Annotated in this window: 22 protein-coding genes; 11 read left to right on the plus strand and 11 right to left on the minus strand. The window is 69.8% G+C overall.

Translation table 11 applies throughout. The annotated features are described in order from the left end of the window. Nucleotides 1-12: 12 nt before the first annotated feature. From OG205_RS08615 to OG205_RS08630, 4 genes are all read right to left on the minus strand, one after another. Nucleotides 13-1,083, minus strand: a complete 1,071-nt coding sequence (locus OG205_RS08615; RefSeq protein WP_330275717.1) for an agmatine deiminase family protein — start codon at nt 1,081-1,083, stop codon at nt 13-15. A 66-nt stretch (nt 1,084-1,149) separates the two neighbouring features. Then, complete coding sequence (locus tag OG205_RS08620) at nt 1,150-1,560, minus strand: hypothetical protein (protein WP_330275718.1); 411 nt, start codon at nt 1,558-1,560, stop codon at nt 1,150-1,152. Between the two features lie 41 nt (nt 1,561-1,601). Beyond that, complete coding sequence (locus OG205_RS08625) at nt 1,602-2,390, minus strand: pentapeptide repeat-containing protein (protein WP_330275719.1); 789 nt, start codon at nt 2,388-2,390, stop codon at nt 1,602-1,604. 7 nt (nt 2,391-2,397) lie between these two features. Next, the gene (locus tag OG205_RS08630) at nt 2,398-2,802 is read right to left on the minus strand and encodes a winged helix-turn-helix domain-containing protein (RefSeq protein WP_330275720.1); all 405 of its coding nucleotides are present in this window, start codon (nt 2,800-2,802) and stop codon (nt 2,398-2,400) included. Nucleotides 2,803-2,849: 47 nt separating this feature from the next. Here OG205_RS08630 and def point away from each other — a divergent pair, with 47 nt between their 5' ends. Continuing rightward, a complete protein-coding gene (gene def, locus OG205_RS08635) occupies nt 2,850-3,434 on the plus strand; it encodes a peptide deformylase (RefSeq protein WP_330275721.1) in 585 nt (194 codons plus the stop codon). Here def and OG205_RS08640 read toward each other — a convergent pair. Beyond that, the gene (locus tag OG205_RS08640; RefSeq protein ID WP_330275722.1) at nt 3,374-4,537 is read right to left on the minus strand and encodes a hypothetical protein; all 1,164 of its coding nucleotides are present in this window, start codon (nt 4,535-4,537) and stop codon (nt 3,374-3,376) included. The two genes, def and OG205_RS08640, sit on opposite strands and share 61 nt — an antisense overlap. A 215-nt stretch (nt 4,538-4,752) precedes the next feature. On the opposite strand from OG205_RS08640, the gene OG205_RS08645 reads away from it, so the two are divergent. After that, nucleotides 4,753-5,205, plus strand: a complete 453-nt coding sequence (locus tag OG205_RS08645) for a hypothetical protein (RefSeq protein ID WP_330275723.1) — start codon at nt 4,753-4,755, stop codon at nt 5,203-5,205. 1 nt (nt 5,206) lies between these two features. Here OG205_RS08645 and OG205_RS08650 read toward each other — a convergent pair whose 3' ends face one another. Next, a complete protein-coding gene (locus OG205_RS08650) occupies nt 5,207-6,460 on the minus strand; it encodes an ArgE/DapE family deacylase (RefSeq protein ID WP_330275724.1) in 1,254 nt (417 codons plus the stop codon). Between the two features lie 103 nt (nt 6,461-6,563). On the opposite strand from OG205_RS08650, the gene OG205_RS08655 reads away from it, so the two are divergent. After that, the gene (locus OG205_RS08655) at nt 6,564-7,001 is read left to right on the plus strand and encodes an Lrp/AsnC family transcriptional regulator (protein ID WP_330275725.1); all 438 of its coding nucleotides are present in this window, start codon (nt 6,564-6,566) and stop codon (nt 6,999-7,001) included. A 7-nt stretch (nt 7,002-7,008) separates the two neighbouring features. Here OG205_RS08655 and OG205_RS08660 read toward each other — a convergent pair whose 3' ends face one another. After that, the gene (locus OG205_RS08660) at nt 7,009-7,503 is read right to left on the minus strand and encodes a MarR family winged helix-turn-helix transcriptional regulator (protein WP_330275726.1); all 495 of its coding nucleotides are present in this window, start codon (nt 7,501-7,503) and stop codon (nt 7,009-7,011) included. Nucleotides 7,504-7,561: 58 nt separating this feature from the next. Here OG205_RS08660 and OG205_RS08665 point away from each other — a divergent pair, with 58 nt between their 5' ends. Both OG205_RS08665 and OG205_RS08670 read left to right on the plus strand, forming a co-directional pair. Then, on the plus strand, nt 7,562-8,755 hold the full coding sequence (locus OG205_RS08665) for an FAD-dependent monooxygenase (RefSeq protein WP_330275727.1): 1,194 nt from the start codon (nt 7,562-7,564) through the stop codon (nt 8,753-8,755). A 37-nt stretch (nt 8,756-8,792) separates the two neighbouring features. Beyond that, complete coding sequence (locus OG205_RS08670) at nt 8,793-9,983, plus strand: epoxide hydrolase family protein (RefSeq protein ID WP_330275728.1); 1,191 nt, start codon at nt 8,793-8,795, stop codon at nt 9,981-9,983. Here the strand turns inward: OG205_RS08670 and OG205_RS08675 are convergent. The 3 genes from OG205_RS08675 to OG205_RS08685 are packed head-to-tail and all read right to left on the minus strand — an operon-like array spanning nt 9,961 to nt 12,242. Beyond that, nucleotides 9,961-10,695 carry a M15 family metallopeptidase gene (locus tag OG205_RS08675; RefSeq protein WP_330275729.1) on the minus strand — a complete coding sequence of 245 codons (735 nt, stop codon included), beginning with the start codon at nt 10,693-10,695 and terminating at the stop codon, nt 9,961-9,963. The two genes, OG205_RS08670 and OG205_RS08675, sit on opposite strands and share 23 nt — an antisense overlap. 5 nt (nt 10,696-10,700) lie before the next feature. Next, nucleotides 10,701-11,630: a hypothetical protein gene (locus OG205_RS08680; RefSeq protein ID WP_330275730.1), complete on the minus strand. Its 930-nt coding sequence runs from the start codon at nt 11,628-11,630 to the stop codon at nt 10,701-10,703. 42 nt (nt 11,631-11,672) lie between these two features. Beyond that, complete coding sequence (locus tag OG205_RS08685; protein ID WP_330275731.1) at nt 11,673-12,242, minus strand: TetR/AcrR family transcriptional regulator; 570 nt, start codon at nt 12,240-12,242, stop codon at nt 11,673-11,675. 67 nt (nt 12,243-12,309) lie between these two features. On the opposite strand from OG205_RS08685, the gene OG205_RS08690 reads away from it, so the two are divergent. Then, nucleotides 12,310-12,801, plus strand: a complete 492-nt coding sequence (locus tag OG205_RS08690) for an FBP domain-containing protein (RefSeq protein ID WP_330275732.1) — start codon at nt 12,310-12,312, stop codon at nt 12,799-12,801. 3 nt (nt 12,802-12,804) lie between these two features. On the opposite strand, the gene OG205_RS08695 is transcribed toward OG205_RS08690, so the two are convergent. Continuing rightward, nucleotides 12,805-12,981 carry a hypothetical protein gene (locus OG205_RS08695; RefSeq protein ID WP_177320742.1) on the minus strand — a complete coding sequence of 59 codons (177 nt, stop codon included), beginning with the start codon at nt 12,979-12,981 and terminating at the stop codon, nt 12,805-12,807. 134 nt (nt 12,982-13,115) lie between these two features. Here OG205_RS08695 and OG205_RS08700 point away from each other — a divergent pair, with 134 nt between their 5' ends. Genes OG205_RS08700 through OG205_RS08720 form a run of 5 tightly spaced genes read left to right on the plus strand, consistent with a single transcriptional unit; the run spans nt 13,116 to nt 16,670 of the window. Next, nucleotides 13,116-13,670, plus strand: a complete 555-nt coding sequence (locus OG205_RS08700; protein WP_330275733.1) for an RNA polymerase sigma factor — start codon at nt 13,116-13,118, stop codon at nt 13,668-13,670. Further along, nucleotides 13,667-14,074, plus strand: a complete 408-nt coding sequence (locus tag OG205_RS08705) for a hypothetical protein (protein WP_330275734.1) — start codon at nt 13,667-13,669, stop codon at nt 14,072-14,074. Before OG205_RS08700 ends, OG205_RS08705 begins: the two co-directional genes overlap by 4 nt. 59 nt (nt 14,075-14,133) lie before the next feature. Then, on the plus strand, nt 14,134-15,180 hold the full coding sequence (locus OG205_RS08710; protein ID WP_330275735.1) for a M4 family metallopeptidase: 1,047 nt from the start codon (nt 14,134-14,136) through the stop codon (nt 15,178-15,180). A gap of 57 nt (nt 15,181-15,237) precedes the next feature. Then, nucleotides 15,238-16,323 carry a hypothetical protein gene (locus OG205_RS08715; RefSeq protein ID WP_330275736.1) on the plus strand — a complete coding sequence of 362 codons (1,086 nt, stop codon included), beginning with the start codon at nt 15,238-15,240 and terminating at the stop codon, nt 16,321-16,323. Further along, nucleotides 16,320-16,670, plus strand: a complete 351-nt coding sequence (locus tag OG205_RS08720; RefSeq protein ID WP_330275737.1) for a hypothetical protein — start codon at nt 16,320-16,322, stop codon at nt 16,668-16,670. The genes OG205_RS08715 and OG205_RS08720 overlap by 4 nt, the downstream gene beginning before the upstream one ends. The last annotated feature ends 81 nt before the right edge of the window (nt 16,671-16,751 follow it).

Genomic DNA, 16,751 nt, shown 5'->3' on the forward strand with positions numbered 1-16,751 from the left:
ACGATGTCCTTCCTAGCGGGGTTCCTGCTGCGTGGTGCAGTGGATGCCACCACCGCCCGACGCGATGCCGTCGATGTTGATCTGCACCACCGTACGTCCGGGGAACAGTCGCTCCAGCGTCGCCTTCGCGGCGGCGTCTGCCCGCTGGTCGCCGAACTCCGGCCCGACCACCGCGCCGTTGCAGACGTAGAAGTTGACGTACCCGGCCGCGAAGTCCTCATCGCGCACCCGCACCGTCTCCGGCCCCTCCAGCACCTCGACCCGCAACGGCCTGCCCGCGGCGTCGGTCGCGGCGCGCAGGATCTCCAGGTGGCGGCGCGTCACGTCGTAGTCGAACGACTCGGGGTCGTTGTCCAGCCCCGCCACCACCACGCCGGGACCGGCGAAGCGCGCGTAGAAGTCCGTGTGGCCGTCGGTGATGTCCTGCCCGGCGATGCCCGGCAGCCAGATCACCTTCCTGACCCCGAGCAGGTGCGCGAGTTCCTGCTCGACGTCGCTCTTCGTCCAGCCCCGGTTGCGGTTGCCGTTGAGCACGCAGCTCTCGGTGATGATCGCCGTGCCCTCACCGTCGACCTCGAGCGCGCCGCCCTCCAGCACCAGATCCGTGCGCACCCGCTGCGCACCGGCCTGACCAGCGACGAACCCCGCGACCTTCGCGTCGCGACGGTGCTCCTGCTTGCCGCCCCAGCCGTTGAAGTTGAAGTCGACCGCGCCACCGTCGCGCACGAACACCGGACCGGTGTCGCGCATCCACAGGTCGTCCAGCTCCGAGACCACCAGCTCGACCCCCGGCAGCAGTGACCGGGCGAGATCGAGGTCCTCGGCGCGCACCAGCATCGACACCGGCTCGAACCGGGCGATCGTGGTCGCGATCGTGGCCTGGTCACGACGTACCTGAGGCAGCAGATCCCGGCCCCAGATCCGCTCACTGGCCGCGAACGCCATCCACGTCCGCCGGTGCGGTTGCCCCTCCTCGGGCATCACCCACGACCTGTCACTGGCACCGCTGGACTCGCTCGTGCAGCCGGCGAACAGACCGCTGATGGCCGCTGCCGCCGACTGCACGAAGTTGCGCCTGTTCATACCCTTACGGTAACCCTGACTGAAATTTCAGTCAAAGTGTTCGGACAGGTCAGCTCCTTGTCGAGGTCAGCAACGACGGCTCGAGTAGGCGCTCCAGCCGTCCTCCCCGAGCGAGACGACGCCGAGCGCACGGGTGCAACTGGCGATCGTGGCGGTGGCCTTGGACCACACCTCGCGCTGGTCGATCCGGCCGATCACCTTGCCGTGGTTCGTGCCGTCGTCGGTCGTGACCGCGGCCGTGACGTGGAAGAGGTCGTACTTCGCGGCCCAGTCGGCCCACACGAAGACGTAGCCCCAGTTCTTGCCGCAGCCCGCGAACTGCTTGACCGACGCGGCGGTCTGCCCGCCCATCTTCACGTACGCGGTCGACCCGATCTGCTGGGCCGACGCACACCCCGGTGGCGTCTCGGCGTGCGCGACTCCGGGCGCGAGCAGGCCCGCGACGGCGGCCGCGATGATCAGCAATGCCTTCTTCATGAACGGCACGTTCGCAGCGGGCGCTGACACCGCCCTGACAGTCAGCGGCGCCGGGAGGGCTTCGCAGTCCAGTGCGCGGGCCTCGTGAGCGCGTCCGGCAGCTTCGTCCTGGCGTTGCCGCGCGCGGCGTTGACCTGCAGCTGGGTCAGGAACAGGCACGTGCTGAGGTCCGCACCCGACAGGTCCGCGCCCCGCAGGTCGGCGCCGATCATGTCCGCCCGCGACAGGTCGGAGTTCGTCAGATCAGCGCCGATCAGGTACGTGCCGCGGAAGTCCGCGCTGCTCAGGTTCTTGTTCCGCAGTCGCGCGCCGATCAGGTCCGCGCCCCGGTACGACTTGGCACTGGACCGCAGCCGTTCGCTGGTGCGCAGCAGCAGGACGTTCACCTTGGCCCGGATCTCCGCGACATCGAGCGCCAGGATGGCGTCCGGCGCGGCGACGGTGTGCCGTTCGACCTCGGCGAACGCGGCGGCCAGGTCGTCGTGCGGGTCGAGGCGGCCGGCCTCGGCGAGGTACCAGAGCAGTTCGTGCAGCTGCCGGACCACGGGGAACACCGCGAACATCTTCTCTCGTTCGGCGATGCGCCAGTCGACGCCGTCGAACACCGTCTGCGACACCCGCTGACCCGCGCCGAAGCAGTCGTAGACCGTGCAGCCGGCGTACCCCTTGGGCCGCAACTGGTCGTGGATGCCGCACTGGTGATCGGCCAGCAGGTTCCGGCACGGCGTGCCCGCGTCCTTGGTGGCCGCGAAGTCCGCCGACTTCGCGAACGGCAGCGCGACGCAGCACAACCCGAAGCAGTTGGCGCAGTCGCCTTTCAGTTCTTCCATCGCCGGGTCAGCCTACTGGGTCGCCGTTGAGCAGCCGGACCTCCGCGGTGACGGCCACCGCGTCCGCCGGGCGCGTGCCCCGGTCGCGGTAGCGGAACAGCAGCCGCCGGATCGACGCGCCGATCTCCGCCATCTCCTGCGGCGTCACGTGGATGAGGGCGCTGAACGTCTCCTCCGGCGCCGGCTCGTCCTCGGTCTCCCACCTCAGCTGCCACGGACGCGCCTTGCCACCCTGGTGCGGCGCCTCCTCGATCAACCCCAGCTCGGCGAGCCGGCGCAGGTGGAACGAGCACAACCCCGAGCTCTGCCCGAGCCGCGCGGCGGCCTGGGTGGAGGTCAGCGTGCCGTGCTCGGCCAGCAGGTCCAGCAACGCGATGCGCACGGGATGGTCCGGAAGCGGCCGTCGAGACATGGACGCACCCTACCGATAACTTTGCAAAGACTGCTACTTTGCAAAGCATGTCCGAGCTCCACCGAGGCGCACCGCGCCGCATCACCGTCGTCGGCGAAGAGATCCTGACCCGCCGCTGCCGCGAGGCCACCGAGTTCGGCACACCCGAGCTCACCCGGCTGATCGAGGACATGTTCGCCACCAACCACGTCGCCGAGGGCGCCGCCATCGCCGCGAACCAGGTCGGCGTCGACCTGCAGCTGTTCGTGTGGGACATGCGCGACGAACGGGGCACCCACCACATCGGCCACATCCTCAACCCCGTGCTGGACGACCTCCCCGCCGACCAGCGCACGCTGCTCGAGGAACCCGAAGGCTGCCTGTCCGTGCCGGGCCCGTACCGCGTGGTCGCCCGCCCCGACCGCGCCGTCGTGCGCGGCCAGGACCAGGACGGCAACCCGATCGTCGTCAAGGGCAGGGGCTACTTCGCCCGCTGCCTGCAACACGAGACCGACCACCTGCACGGCAGGCTCTACCTGGACCGCCTCACCCAGCGCGAACGCAAGTCCGCACTCCGCGAGATGGCCGCCTCTCAGGACGAGGTCTTCGCCCGCCGCGCCGCCCGAAGCTCCTCCGCCGCCTCGTCCAGCTGACGCTCGGCCCGTTCGGCCCGCGTCAACGTCTGAGCGCGCGCGTCCTCCACCACGGCGAGCGTCTGCCGCACCGCCGCGACCTGGTCAGCGCTCTCCTGCCTGACCTGCGCGAACCGCGTCTCGAACTCCGCGCGTGACCGCTCCAGCTCGGCACGGGCATCCGCTGCGGCCTGCTCGGCCCGTTCCGCGCGCACCACCGCCTGGTCACGAGCCTTGGCAGCCCGGCTGATCGTCTCCGCGGCCTCGGCGCGCGCCTTCTCCACCTGCGCCGCCGAATCACTGCGAACCTGCTCGGCTGCCGCCACCTCGGCCTGGGCTCGCTCGGCCACCGTCTGCGCTTCCGCACGAGCCCGGTCGATCTCGGCCTGCGCCTCGGCACGGACCCGCGCGATGTCGGCCTGGGCTTCGGCGCGAGCCTGTTCGATCTCCTTGGCGGCCTGCCGCCGAGCCTGCTCGGCGTGCTTCACCGCATCTGCCTTGGCCTGCTCCGCCTCGCCCCTGATCTCCTCGATCAGCGCCGCCGCCTGCACCCGGACCTCGGCGATCTCGGCCTCGGCCCGCTCACCGGCAGCCCGCGCGGCCTCCCGTGCCTCGTTCCGTTCCGTCACCGCCGTGTCCACGGCGTCGTCGGCTTCCTCCGCCGCCCGCACCGCCTGCTCAGTGGTCTCCTCAGCCACCTTGCGCGCCTTCTCGGCGTCGTGCCGGCGCCGTTCGGCGGAGGCCAGTTCGGACTGCGCCTCCGCGACCCGTCGCGCGGCCTCGGCTTCGGCTGCCTGGATCTGACTCTCGGCGACGCTGGGGTCCGCCATCGCGTTCAGCTCGCCGACGGCTCGTCCGAGGGTCTGCGTCATCTGCTCCGACAGCACCCGGAACCGGTCGAGAAGCTCTTCAGCTCTGATCTTGGCGGTACCGGAGACCCTGGGGAGATTCGTCACGGTGACGACCTCCAGGTTTTGCTCGGGGGTTTCCGCCAGCCGCTGCCGCTCCCTCCACGCCCTCCAGCGCGTGTGCTCCGGCAGGTCGCAGTACTCCGAGGGCCTGCCGGGTCCTCCACCTCGGAAAACGGGGCGGTCGCAGCCGGGGAAGTTACAGCTCGTCTCCACGGCAATATCGTAGCAGAATTACGTGTGCAGTTACGTTATCCAACGCAACGCTACTCAATTAGGCTCGAAAAGTCTGACCGCCGATAAGTGAACGTTATCGGCGGTCAGGATCTGGATGGATTGGGTCGCGGACGGGACCGGTCCCGTCCGCCTCGCGATCTGATCTACCCGTGAAAAAACTGGTAGGTGCCGCTTGTGGGGTCACCCTGCTCGCGATGACCGCATGCTCATCGCCCCAAGACCAGGCCACTCCCACCACTGCCCCGGCCACTACGACGGCCTCCAGCACGTCTGCCCAGTCGCCGTCACCGACCGCGTTGCCCGCAGCCGCCGACGGAACCGACCTGGCAACGTGTGCGGACGGCACGTGCGAGGTGCAGGTCTCCGCCCCCGGTCCCATCGGGCTCCCGCAGACCGCTGAAGCCGCACTCTCCCTGGCGTCGGTCGGCAACGCCTCCGTGACCATGGCGTTCGCGCCGACAGCTACGAACTTCTCGACCGACTGCGATCCTCTCGACGCCTGCTCCAACAGGCTCACGCTGGTCGAGGGAGGTCAGGGCAACGTGGCGACGGTCCGCGTCGGAGCGAAGATGACGTTCAACAAGGTGTCCGTGGTGGTCGTCGCTGTGGTGGGCACCTCGGCCGTGCTGCGGATCTCGCCCGCATAGATCAGCCGGCGGTGCGCAGGGTCGCGAGAACCAGGGCGCGGGTGACGGTGACGACCTCACTCATCGGAACCTGCTCCTGGGGACCGTGGGCCAGCCGGACGTCACCGGGCCCGTACTGCAAAGTGGGCACCCCCGCCCCCGCGTACAACCGCAGATCGCTGCCGTACGGGGCTCCCTTTTCCGCAGGGCGTGAATTCCCGCTGACGTCAGCGTGCGCGGCACCGACCAGGCCGGCGAGGGGATGTCCCACCGGCAACCGGCCGCTGGCGAACTGTCCACCTGGCCACGTCACCACGGCGGGGTGCGCCCGCAACCACGGGTCATCGGCACAAGCCTCGGCCACGCACGCCTCGAGTTCGGCGCGGGCCTGGGCGGGGTCCTCCCCCAGCGCCACACCCAGCCGCCCCTCGGCGACCAGCAGGTCCGGCACGCTGCTCGCCCAGTCGCCTGCCTGCACCGTGCCGACCGACAGCGGGTACGGGATCGGGTAGGCCGACATCAGCGGGTCGACGTCGACGTTGCGGCGCGCCTCCAACCGGGCGAGTGCGGCGTGGATCGGCAGGTAGGCGTCGAGGGCACTGACCCCGGCGTACCGGGTGCTGCCGTGCGTGGCCTGGCCGGGCACCTCGATGCGGAACGTGAGCGCGCCGCCGTTGGCGACCATCAGCGCGCCGCCGGTCGGTTCGGTGATGATGCACGCGTCGCCGGTGTGACCGCGCTGGAGCGTGCCGAACGCTCCGAGACCGCCGTCCTCCTCGCTGACCACGAAGTGCACGGCGACCTGGCCGCGCAGCCGGGTCGCCCGGATCGCGGACATCGCGGCGAGGATGGCGACCACGCCCGCTTTCATGTCGCACGCGCCGCGACCGTGCACGACGTCGCCGACCACCCGCGGGCGGAACGGATCTCCGTCCCACTGAGCGAGGTCGCCGGGCGGGACGACGTCGACGTGTCCCTGCAGGATCAGCGTCGGACCGTCGTTCTTCCGGGTGCCGCCGACCAGGCCCCACGCCTCCGTGCGCGGTGCTTCGCCGCCGGGGAAGTCGGCGTGCGCGCGCAGTTCGGGCAGGTTCATCGGCCACAGGTCGACGTCCAGGTCCAGCCGTTCCAGGTGCCCGGCCAGCACGTGCTGCAACTCGGACTCCGCGGCGCTGCCCGTCACGCTCGGCACCGCGAGGAGGTCCAGCAGGAGCCGGCCGATCGCCGCCTCGTCCACCGCCGCCAGTGCGGCCGCCTCGACATCGTTGATGGTCACAGGCCGGAGGTTAGGGTCGCTCACCTGCGCAAACAATCGCCAGAAGCGGCGATCAGCGGTACATCCTTTGCAAAGAACGGGGCTCTGTGTCAATTCTTTGCGCATGGACGACATCGACGAAGCGATCATCCGGTGCGTGCTGCGCGACGCCCGCGCCACCTACGCCGAGATCGGCAAGGAGGCCGGCCTGTCGCCGTCCGCCGCCAAGAGACGTCTCGACCGCCTGGTCGCCACCGGTGCGATCCGCGGCTTCAGCGCGTTGGTGGATCCGCAGGCGATGGCCTGGCACACCGAGGCGTTCGTGGAGGTCTACTGCAAGGGCAACCCGACCCCGGCCGAACTGACCAAGGCGCTGCACGACATTCCCGAGGTCATCGAGGCGTGCACCGTCTCCGGCGCCGCCGACGCGATGCTCTACATGCTCGCCAGGGACATCCCGCACTTGGAACAGGCCATCCAGCGCGTGCGCTCGACCGCACCGGTGGACCGGACCGAGAGCGCGATCGTGCTGTCGCGACTGCTGACCCGGCCACGGCTGTAGCGAACGTTCAGTCGCTCCGGCCAAGACGCAGGTTCGCCTCGTCCGCGGCCGCGGACATCCTCGCCAGGAACGTCGCGACGGTGCGGAGTTCGGCCGCCGGTGTCGTGTGGAGGACGTTCGCGATCTCGGTGCCGGCGAGGCCGAGGAACTCGCGGGCGCGCTGCCGAGAAGCCGGCGTGGGGCGCAGGGTGACGCGGCGGCGGTCGGTGCTCTCTCGCGTGCGGTGGACGTGGCCCGCGGCTTCGAGCCGGTTCAGCAGGATGGTGGTCGCGCCCGTCGTCATGCCGATCTGCCGGGACAGCTGCACCGGGGAGAGCGGGGTGCCCGTCTCGGCCGCCCAGATGATCTGGCTCAGCGCGTTGGCGTCGGCTCCCGGCAGTCGCATCCAGGTGGCGAGGTGCTGGTTGAGCTCGCCGAAGTCGATCACCCAGTCGCGCAGGCGGTGCATCACCGCGATCTGCGCCGTCGTCCAGTCCGCGGTCAGTGGGTCGCTCTCCATCATGCACACGCCTTAGCTCCAAAGTAGCTTTGTGGCAAAGCTACTGACAGGGGAGTTTCGGATGGCTGCACGACACGCGGTGATCTCCGGTGCGAGCATCGCGGGCCTCTCGGCCGCGTTCTGGCTGCGGCGCACGGGATGGCAGGTGATCGTGCTGGAACGCGCCGAGGCGTTCCGCGACGGCGGGCAGAACGTCGACGTCCGCGGCGTCGGACGCGAGGTCCTCGCCCGGATGGGGCTGGCCGAGGCCGTGAAGGCGCAGAACACCACCGAGACGGGCACGGTCTTCGTCGACACCGACGGCCGCGTGCTCGCCGAGCTGCCCTCGAACGGCCCGGACGGCGCCACCGCCGAGTTCGAGGTCCTTCGCGGCGACTTCGCCCGCACGATCCTGGAGCACCTGCCGGAAGGAGTCGAGATCACCTACGGCGACGTCATCACCGAGGTCGCCGACGACACCGACGCGGTCACCGTCACCACCGCCTCTGGCCGCGTCCTGAGCGCTGACCTGCTGGTTCTCGCCGAGGGAGTCCGCTCGGCCACCCGCGACCGGCTCTTCGGAGACCTGGTCGATCGCCGCGACCTCGGCATCTCCATGGTCTTCGGCACGATCCCCCGCACGGCCTCCGACGACAGCCGGTGGCGCTGGTACACCACCACGGGTGGACGTCAGGTCCACCTGCGCCCCGACAACCACGGCACCACCCGTGCCATGCTCGCCCACGCCAGGGCCGCCGACGTCACCCGGCTCGATCGCGCGGACGCACTGGCCGAGTTCCGGCACCACTTCGCCGGCGCGGGCTGGGAGGCCCGTCGCGTGCTCGACGGGTTCGACACCTCCGCCGACGTCTACGTCGACCACCTCACCCAGATCCGCATGCCCGTGTGGCACCGCGGGCGGGTGTGCCTCGCCGGCGACGCTGCCTGGTGCGTGACCCCGATGGGCGGCGGCGGTGCCTCGCTCGCGCTCGTGAGCGGATACGTCCTGGCAGCGTGCCTGTCGACCTCGGGAGACCGGTTCGAGGAAGGGCTCGCGGCCTACGAGAAGTGGATGCGGCCGCTCGTCGACGACGTCCAGGACCTCCCGCGCTGGATCGTGCCGATCGCCTACCCCCGCACCCGGCTCGGGCTGGCCCTGCGCCGCCTGGCCGACAAGGCCATGACCTCGTCGCTGCTGTCCCCCCTGACCGCGAAGTTCACCCAGGTCGCCGACACGACCAGGGCTCTTCCGCCCATCGGGGCGGCGCACTCCTAGGACTCGGCCGGACACGTGTGATCACTATCGTTGAAGCGTGCTCTTCCCACTGGAACCCACGCCGATCCACGTGTCCGACGAGGTCCTCGACGACCTGCGCGCCCGCCTGGCACTGACCCGTTCACCGCTGGACGAGGGCAACGAGGACTGGTCCTACGGCGTCCCGGCGAGCTACCTGCGCGAACTGGTCGACCACTGGCGTGACGGCTTCGACTGGCGCAGGGCCGAGGCCGCCATCAACACCTACGAGCACTACGAGGTGACGGTCGCCGGCGTCCCGATCCACTTCATGCGCAAGCCCAGCCGCAGCGCGCGCCCGATCCCGTTGATCCTGACCCACGGCTGGCCGTGGACGTTCTGGCACTGGTCGAAGGTGATCGACCCGCTCGCCGACGACTTCGACGTCATCGTGCCGTCGTTGCCGGGCTTCGGTTTCCCCGGCCCGCTCACCGGCTTCCCGGACGTCAACTTCTGGAAGGTCGCCGACCTCTGGCACACCCTGATGACTGAGACCCTCGGCCACGAGAAGTACGCGGCCGGCGGCTGCGACATCGGCGGGATCATCTCCAGCCAGCTCGGCCACAAGTACGCCGACTCGCTGCACGGCATCCACATCGGCTCGGGCCTGCCCCTGGACTTCTTCACCGGCGACCGCGCCTGGGACTTCGCCCGCAACCGCCCGCTGCCTGACGACCCGGCCGCCCGAGCCCGCACCATCGAACTCGACCACCGTTGGGCGCCCCACCTCACCGCGCACATGCTCGACGGCGCCACCCTCGCCCACGGCCTGAGCGACTCACCCGCCGGACTGCTCGCCTGGCTGCTGGAACGCTGGACCTCGTGGAGCGACAACGGCGGCGACGTCGAGTCGGTCTTCAGCAAGGACGACCTGCTCACCCACGCCACGATCTTCTGGGCGAACAACTCCATCGCCACGTCCATGCGCTACTACGCCAACGCCAACCGCTACCCGTGGACGCCGTCGCACGACCGCATGCCGGTCGTGCAGGCCCCGACCGGCCTCACCTTCGTCACCTACGAGAACCCGCCCGGCATCCACACCGCCGACGAGCGCGTCCAGGCGTTCAAGTCCGGACCGCTGGCCGCCTACTTCAACCACGTCAACGTGAATGCCCACGAGCGTGGCGGCCACTTCATCCCGTGGGAGAACCCGGACGCGTGGGTGAGCGACCTGCGCCGCACGTTCAGCGCGCTACGGGGAAGTTGAAGTAGGTGTCGGGGAACGGTTCGTCGTTGAGCGTGAAGTGCCACCACTCCTCGGCCAGGTTGCGGAACCCGGCACCGACCATCGCCGACTTCAGCAACTGCCGGTTCTCGCGCGCCTGCCCGGTCACGCGCGGGTCGTCGGTGTGCGAGAGCGTGTCGAAGCAGTCGTACCCGGTTGCCATGTCGACGGTGTTGTCGGGGAACCGGTTCGGTGACGCGCAGTCCACGAGCCGCTCGCCGGGCACGTACGGGCGCTGGTGCCGCGGGGGAAGCTTCACGATCGTCAGGTCGAGCGTCGACCCGCGGCTGTGGCCTGACTTCTCGGCGATGTAGCCGTCCTCGAACAACCGCGTCTTGTCGACGCGCGGGTAGAACTCGGGCTTCATGCGCTGGTCAGCGAGGTCGCGGGCCCACCGCACGAAGTGGTCGACGGCGCGTTGCGGGCGGTAGCAGTCGTAGACCTTGAGCGTGTAGCCCTGTTTGAGCATCCCGCGCTGCACGGTCCGCAACGCCTTCGCGGCCTGCTTCGTGAGGATGCACAGGGGCGCGCGGTAGCCGTCGATTCGGGTGCCGACGAAGTTGTGCGCGGTGTAGTAGCGGATGTCGTGCTGGATGGTCGGGTCGACGTCGCGCAGGACGACGAACCCGCTGGTGGCGTGGGCGGGCGTCGCGACGGCGATGGTCAGCAGCAGGGAGAGCAGCAGGGCTCGCATGGAGTTCATCCAAGCAGTGCGCTGACCACAGCTGAAGTGTCGAGACCTGCCAACGGAACCTTCTGCAGGGCTTCGGCGAGCTGAGTGCGGTGGTGCAGGCGGACGTCGGTGGGAGGTAGCCGAGTGACTTGCCGGGTGTAGGCCTCGACCAGCGCCGCGGCGGGCGGGTAGTGCCACAGGTCGGAGCCCATCCCTTCGCACCAGGTCAGGATGCCCAGCAGTTGCCCGGTGTGGTCGACGATCTCCTCGGCGGCGTCGTCCGCGCTGATGGCCAGGAGCAGGTGGGAGGCGGTGGCTACCTGCGCCGCGAAGTAGGCGTTGAGGAAATCGCCGTCGCACGCGCGGCGAAGCAGCCACTCACGAGCAAGGCTGCTCTTGCACAACGTCTCGACGACGTAGACCCGGCCCCAGCCGGAGATCCGGTCGCCCAGCCACGTCAACGCCTCGATGCCACCCTGGCGGCGAGCCAGAGCGTCGGCGGCGAGTGGGCCGAAGTGGTTCGAGAGCAGCCCGATGGTCTGGATCAGCGGGCTGTCTCGTTCGTCGTAGTCGGCCGCGAGCAGGGCCAGTCCGACAGCGGCGGCGCGCCGGTTGTCGCTGTGCCGTACGAGCCATCGGCCGGTTCGCCGTACCTCGGATCGTCTGGCGCGCAGTGCCGCGGCGGCGATGTGGTCGTTGCGGTGAATCGGGACGTCCAGGCCTGCCAACGTCTTGGCGAGCCGGGCGGGCGAGGACTTCTTCGCCGAGAAGTGGTCGTCCAGCGCTGATGCGACGTCCACGCCGATCTTGCGCTGGCTGTAGCCACGCTTGCGAAGGCGGCGGGAGGTGGCGCGGTGGCGGTCCTCGTCCGGGAACGGGTACCCGTCTCTGGGCAGCGGTTCATCGGGGAATTCGCGGTGCAACGCGAGCGCGTGCTCGTACAGGGATCCGCTCATGCGCGGACGCGGGACTCGATTCTGTCGATCATGGGCGTGAGGCTAGCCCAGCGGCCACGCCCTGAGCAACGAATCAAGCGCGTCCAGCGTGCGCAGCCACGACGCCTCGACCCCGCGCGGATGGCTGTGGAACGCCCCGGCGCGTTCCAGCGACACGTACCCGTGGAACGTGCTGTGCAGCAGCCGGATGGCGTCGGTCTGGTCGGGTTCCCACAGGTCGTAGCCGCGCAGGATCGCGCGGGTCATCTCGGAGTGCTTGCCGGCCGCGCTGTCCGCGGCGATGTCCGGGTCCAGCGCCATCTGCGTCGCCGAGTAGCGGCCGGGGTGCTCGTGGGCGTAGCGGCGGTAGGCGTTGGCGAACGCGACCAGGGCGTCCTTGCCCGAACGGCCCGCGATCGACTCGGCGACCTGGTCGGCGAGTTCGGCCAGTGCCAGGACGGCCAGGCGGACGCGCAGGTCCTGGGCGTTGCGGATGTGCGAGTAGAGCGAGGCGTCTTTGACGCCGAAGTGGCGGGCCAGGGCGGACACCGTCACGTTCTCGAAGCCGACCTCGTCCGCCAGGTCTGCCGCCGCCTGCGTGAGGCGGTCGGCCGTGAGCCCCGCATGTGCCATCCGTCACCCTTCCTAGGGTCCTTAATAATTTGCCTAGGACCTCTAGGTAAGCCTAGCGTCCCTGGTCATGAAGACGCTGACCGAACATGACATCCGCGCGTCCTTCGTCAATTCCACCAAGGGCGAGGCGAAGCGCATGCACGTACCCAGGGATCTGGGCGAGCGGCCGTGGGACGACCTGGACTTTCTGGGGTGGACCGACCCGGCCGCGCCCGACCGCTCGTATCTGGTGATCGAGCTGGACGGGCGGCTCATGGGCATCGCGCTGCGGCGGGCGCAGCAGGCCGGGCGGGCGCGCAAGACGATGTGCTCGTGGTGCCTGACCACGCATTCCGGTGACGGCGTGTCGCTGATGTCCGCGCGCAAGGCCGGCAAGTCCGGGCAAATGGGCAACACGGTCGGCGTCTACATCTGCGCCGACCTGCGGTGTTCGCTGTACCTGCGCGGGAAGAAGAGCGCGGGGCCCGGCTCGCGGTTCAAGGAGTCGATCACGGTCGACGAACAGGTCGAACGGATGGTGTCCGGGGTCCGCGCGTTCCTCGATCGAGTGAACTCGTAGGTGTCAGAGCTCGAGGACGAGCTCCGCACTGCAGGCGCGGGCACAGGGCCACGGGTCGCCGCATTCGGTGCAGCCGGTCGTGGCGGGCAGGTGCGTGTCGAGCACCTGGACCGCCCTCGTTCGGTAGCGCTCCAGGTCGGAGTCCCAGTTGTGGCGGGAGCCCGCGGTCGCACTCGTCATGTTCATCAGTCCTCGGGTTGAGCTGGTGGACACAGCATGCACCTGTGATGGCGCTCACGGGCGGCAATTTCGCGAAACACGACGAACGGATTCGAACGACGAATCTGAGCGGCCTCGAGGAGCATCATGTCCGCATGGACATATCGGCGTCGCTGGCCGCGGCCGGGCGTGGTGACCAGACGGCGTGGGACGCCCTGGTCAGGCAGTTCAGCGGCCTGCTGTGGTCGATCGCCCGCGCCTACCGGCTCAACGACGCCGACGCGGCGGACGCCGTGCAGTGCACGTGGATCAAGCTCGTCGAACACCTCGACCGCATCGCCGAGCCCGAACGACTCGCCGGGTGGCTGTCCACGACCGCGAGGCACGAGTGCCTGCAGTTGCTGCGGCGCGCCGGGCGCCTGCCCGAACCCGCCGAGGAGATCGCCGACTCCCCCGACCCCGCGCCGGACGTCGACCACGCTCTGCTCGCTGGCGAACGCAACGCCGCGCTCTGGCAGGTCTTCGAGCAACTGCCTGACCGCTGCCGCCGCCTGCTGCGGGTGTTGATGGCCTCGCCGCCACCCGCGTACACCGAGGTCGCGCTGGCGCTGGACATGCCGGTCGGCAGCATCGGGCCGATCCGCCAGCGCTGCCTGGGACGCTTGAAAGTGCTGGTCAGGGGCAACGAGCTGCTGGAGGGCCGGTCATGAACGACGACGACTTCCTCGACGTCCTGCGCGCCGCCGCCGACGAGTTCGATCCGGTCCCCGCGGGCGTGCTGCGCGACGGCAGCGCCGCCCTGGCGTTGCGGACGCTGGACGCCGAACTCGCCGAGCTGGTCGAGTCCGAGGCACTGGTGCGCGGCGACGGACCGCTGTCGCTCGCGTTCGAGTCCGACCGGGTCACGGTCAGCCTGGAGATCATCGACGACGTGGTGCGCGGGTTCGTCACCGGCGCCGAGGGCGAGGCGGTGGTGGAGACGCCCCGATCGCGCCGGGCGGTGCCGATCACCGACGGCTGGTTCATGGTGACCGAGGTGCCGCCGGGCCTGGTCCGCATCCGGGTGACGGCGCTCGACGGCACGGCGGTCGTCACGCAGTGGGCCCGCGGCTGATCTGTATTTCCGCTCGACGCGCTCCCTCCTCCCAAGTACGGAAAGAGGGGAACACGCCCATGACCTGCTTCATCCTGCCCGCACACCTGCAGATCGAACTCGCGGAGACCAGCAACGTCGACATCCGCGACTCCATCAGAACCCTGCTCGCCTCCGCCACGTTGCGCGCCCAGCGCGCCACGCTCACCGAGGCCGTGCAGTTCCTCGACCTCAACGCCGCCCAGTTGCGCGGCCCGGCCGGTGAGTTCAAGGCCGTGCACGACGTCCAGGGCGGCGACGAACGCACCCTGCCCGGCGTCCTGCGCCGCAAGGAGGGCGACGGCCTCATCAACGACGCCGCCGTCAACGACGCGTTCGACAACGCCGACCGGACCTACGACTTCTACCGCGACGTCCTGGGCCGCCACAGCGTCGACGGCAACGGCCTCAAGCTCGTCTCCTCCGTCCACTTCGGACGCGACTTCGACAACGCCTTCTGGGACGGCACCCAGATGGTCTACGGCGACGGCAGCGGCAAGGTCTTCCAGCCCGGCGCCCTCGCCCGTGACATCACCGTCGTGGGCCACGAGATCACGCACGGCGTCGTGCAGTACACGGCCGGCCTGCGCTACCGGAAGCAGCCCGGCGCCCTCAACGAGTCGATGGCCGACGTCTTCGGTTCCCTGGTCAAGCAGCACGCGCTGGGACACTCCGCCGACCAGGCCGACTGGCTCATCGGCGCGGGCATCCTCGGCACCCAGCTCCAGGGCGTCGCACTGCGGTCCATGAAGGACCCCGGTCGCGCGCACCAACTCGACCGCCAGCCCGCCCACATGCGCTCCTACGTCGACCTGCCCGACGACGGCAACCCGCGCAACGACAACGGCGGCGTGCACATCAACTCCGGCATCCCCAACAAGGCGTTCCACCTCACGGCGACTCGCCTCGGCGGCAACGCCTGGGACTGCGCGGGCAAGGTCTGGTACGACGCGCTCGCCACGAAACTCCGCGTGAACTCGGACTTCACCGACGCCGCGGCGGCCACCACAGCGAGCGCGCAGGCGTTGTACGGCAGCGACGTGGCGAACGTCGTACGGGAGGCGTGGAACGACGTCGGCGTGCGCTGAACCGGTTACGCCGCCTGCGTGATCGCCGCGCCGGTCCAGCACTGGTCCACTGGGTGAGTGGCCGCATTCTTCCTGGAATCACCGGCATCACTGGGGAAACTCGCCGACCAACTGCAGCGCGCCGGTGACGACGGTGCGGCAGGGCAACGCCACGTAGAGAAGTACGCGAACCTCACGCTGCCCGAAGAAGGCGTCCTGCTCGACACGATGGCCTCCCACGAACACGCCTACGCACTCGTGCGCGGCGCGATGGAGGCGATCTCGGTGCGCAGCGGGTACGTCGCGAAAGCCATCACCCAGACCGTCGACACCTACATGCGCGAGGACGAGGCAGCGCGCGAACGGCTGGACAAGCTGTTCCGCGGCCTTGACCCGTCCATGTCCCGGCCGGACTTCAGCCGCTACGAGAAAGCCATGCGCGGCCCGCCGTTCAGCGACGTCGCCGAACCGTCCGACCACTTCAAGCAACCCGACCGCCCCGCCGACGACGGACCGCTCTTCAAGTACGACCCCTCGTCGGACCTCTTCAGCCCGGTCGCCGCACTCCGCGGCGTCTGCGTCACGGCGGCGGGCAGTGACCCGTTCGAGGCGATGGTGCGCTGGCTCAGCGGCGACTGGGTCGCCTATCACCGCTGCGTCACGGTGTGGAAGCAGGTGGGCGCGGCCTGCGAACAGATCGGCGCCAACATCGGCCGCGCGGGCGCCGAAACCGATTCCGTGTGGCGCGGCAACGCCTCCGACGAGGCCCAGCAGTACCTCGCCGAACTCGCCCGCTCCGTCAGCGGCTTCGTCCCGATCTGCGCGAAACTCACCGAGCACTACGAGGCCGGCGTCCAGGCGGCGCAGAAGTTCAACGAGGCACTCGCCGCCGTGGCCGCCTCACTGACCGAAGCCGCCGGCCTGTGGCTGGGCGCCACCATGTCGTTGCGGCTCAGCCGAGGCTTCCAGCGCGGCGCCACCATCGCGCTCATCGCCTACTACGCCACCCAGATCCTCGAACTCGTCACCGAGGCCATGTCGCTGTGGGGCAAGGCCAAGGACCGCGCGGCGGGGATCGTCGGCCTGGTCCACGCCGTCGAGTTCGGCCGCCTGCGCGACGTCAAACCGCCCAGGATGCTGCTCTCCCCGGGATCACCGCTGTGAGCGACGTCGACGGGCCACGGCTGCGAGAGGCGATGCTGCGCCACCTCGTCCGGTCGGCACCGGGCCAGCCGGTGAGCGAGATGGCGCAGGAGGTGCTGTCCGGCCGGATGACCATGAGCGCGGCAGCGGGAAGCCTCGCCTACCGCGACCTGTTCGCCACCGCGGCCGCCGAGGCACCCCAGCTCCTGCAGACGGTGTCACCCGCGGAACTCGCCGAGGCCGAGCAGACGCTCGCCGTCGCGGCGACCCTGCTCGACCCGCCCGTGCTGCCGGAGCCGGTGCGACCACGACCCGCCTTCGAGGACGAGTGGGACGACTCCGTCACCTCGCCGTGGGACGAGTCCTGACGAAGCGACGGACGGCGAAATCGCGCGGTGGGCAGGGCCCCGCCCTCCCAAGGGGGCTGACCACCCGACCCGCCGCACAAG

This window comes from Lentzea sp. NBC_00516, assembly GCF_036346835.1.
Taxonomy (GTDB): Bacteria; Actinomycetota; Actinomycetes; order Mycobacteriales; family Pseudonocardiaceae; genus Lentzea; species Lentzea sokolovensis.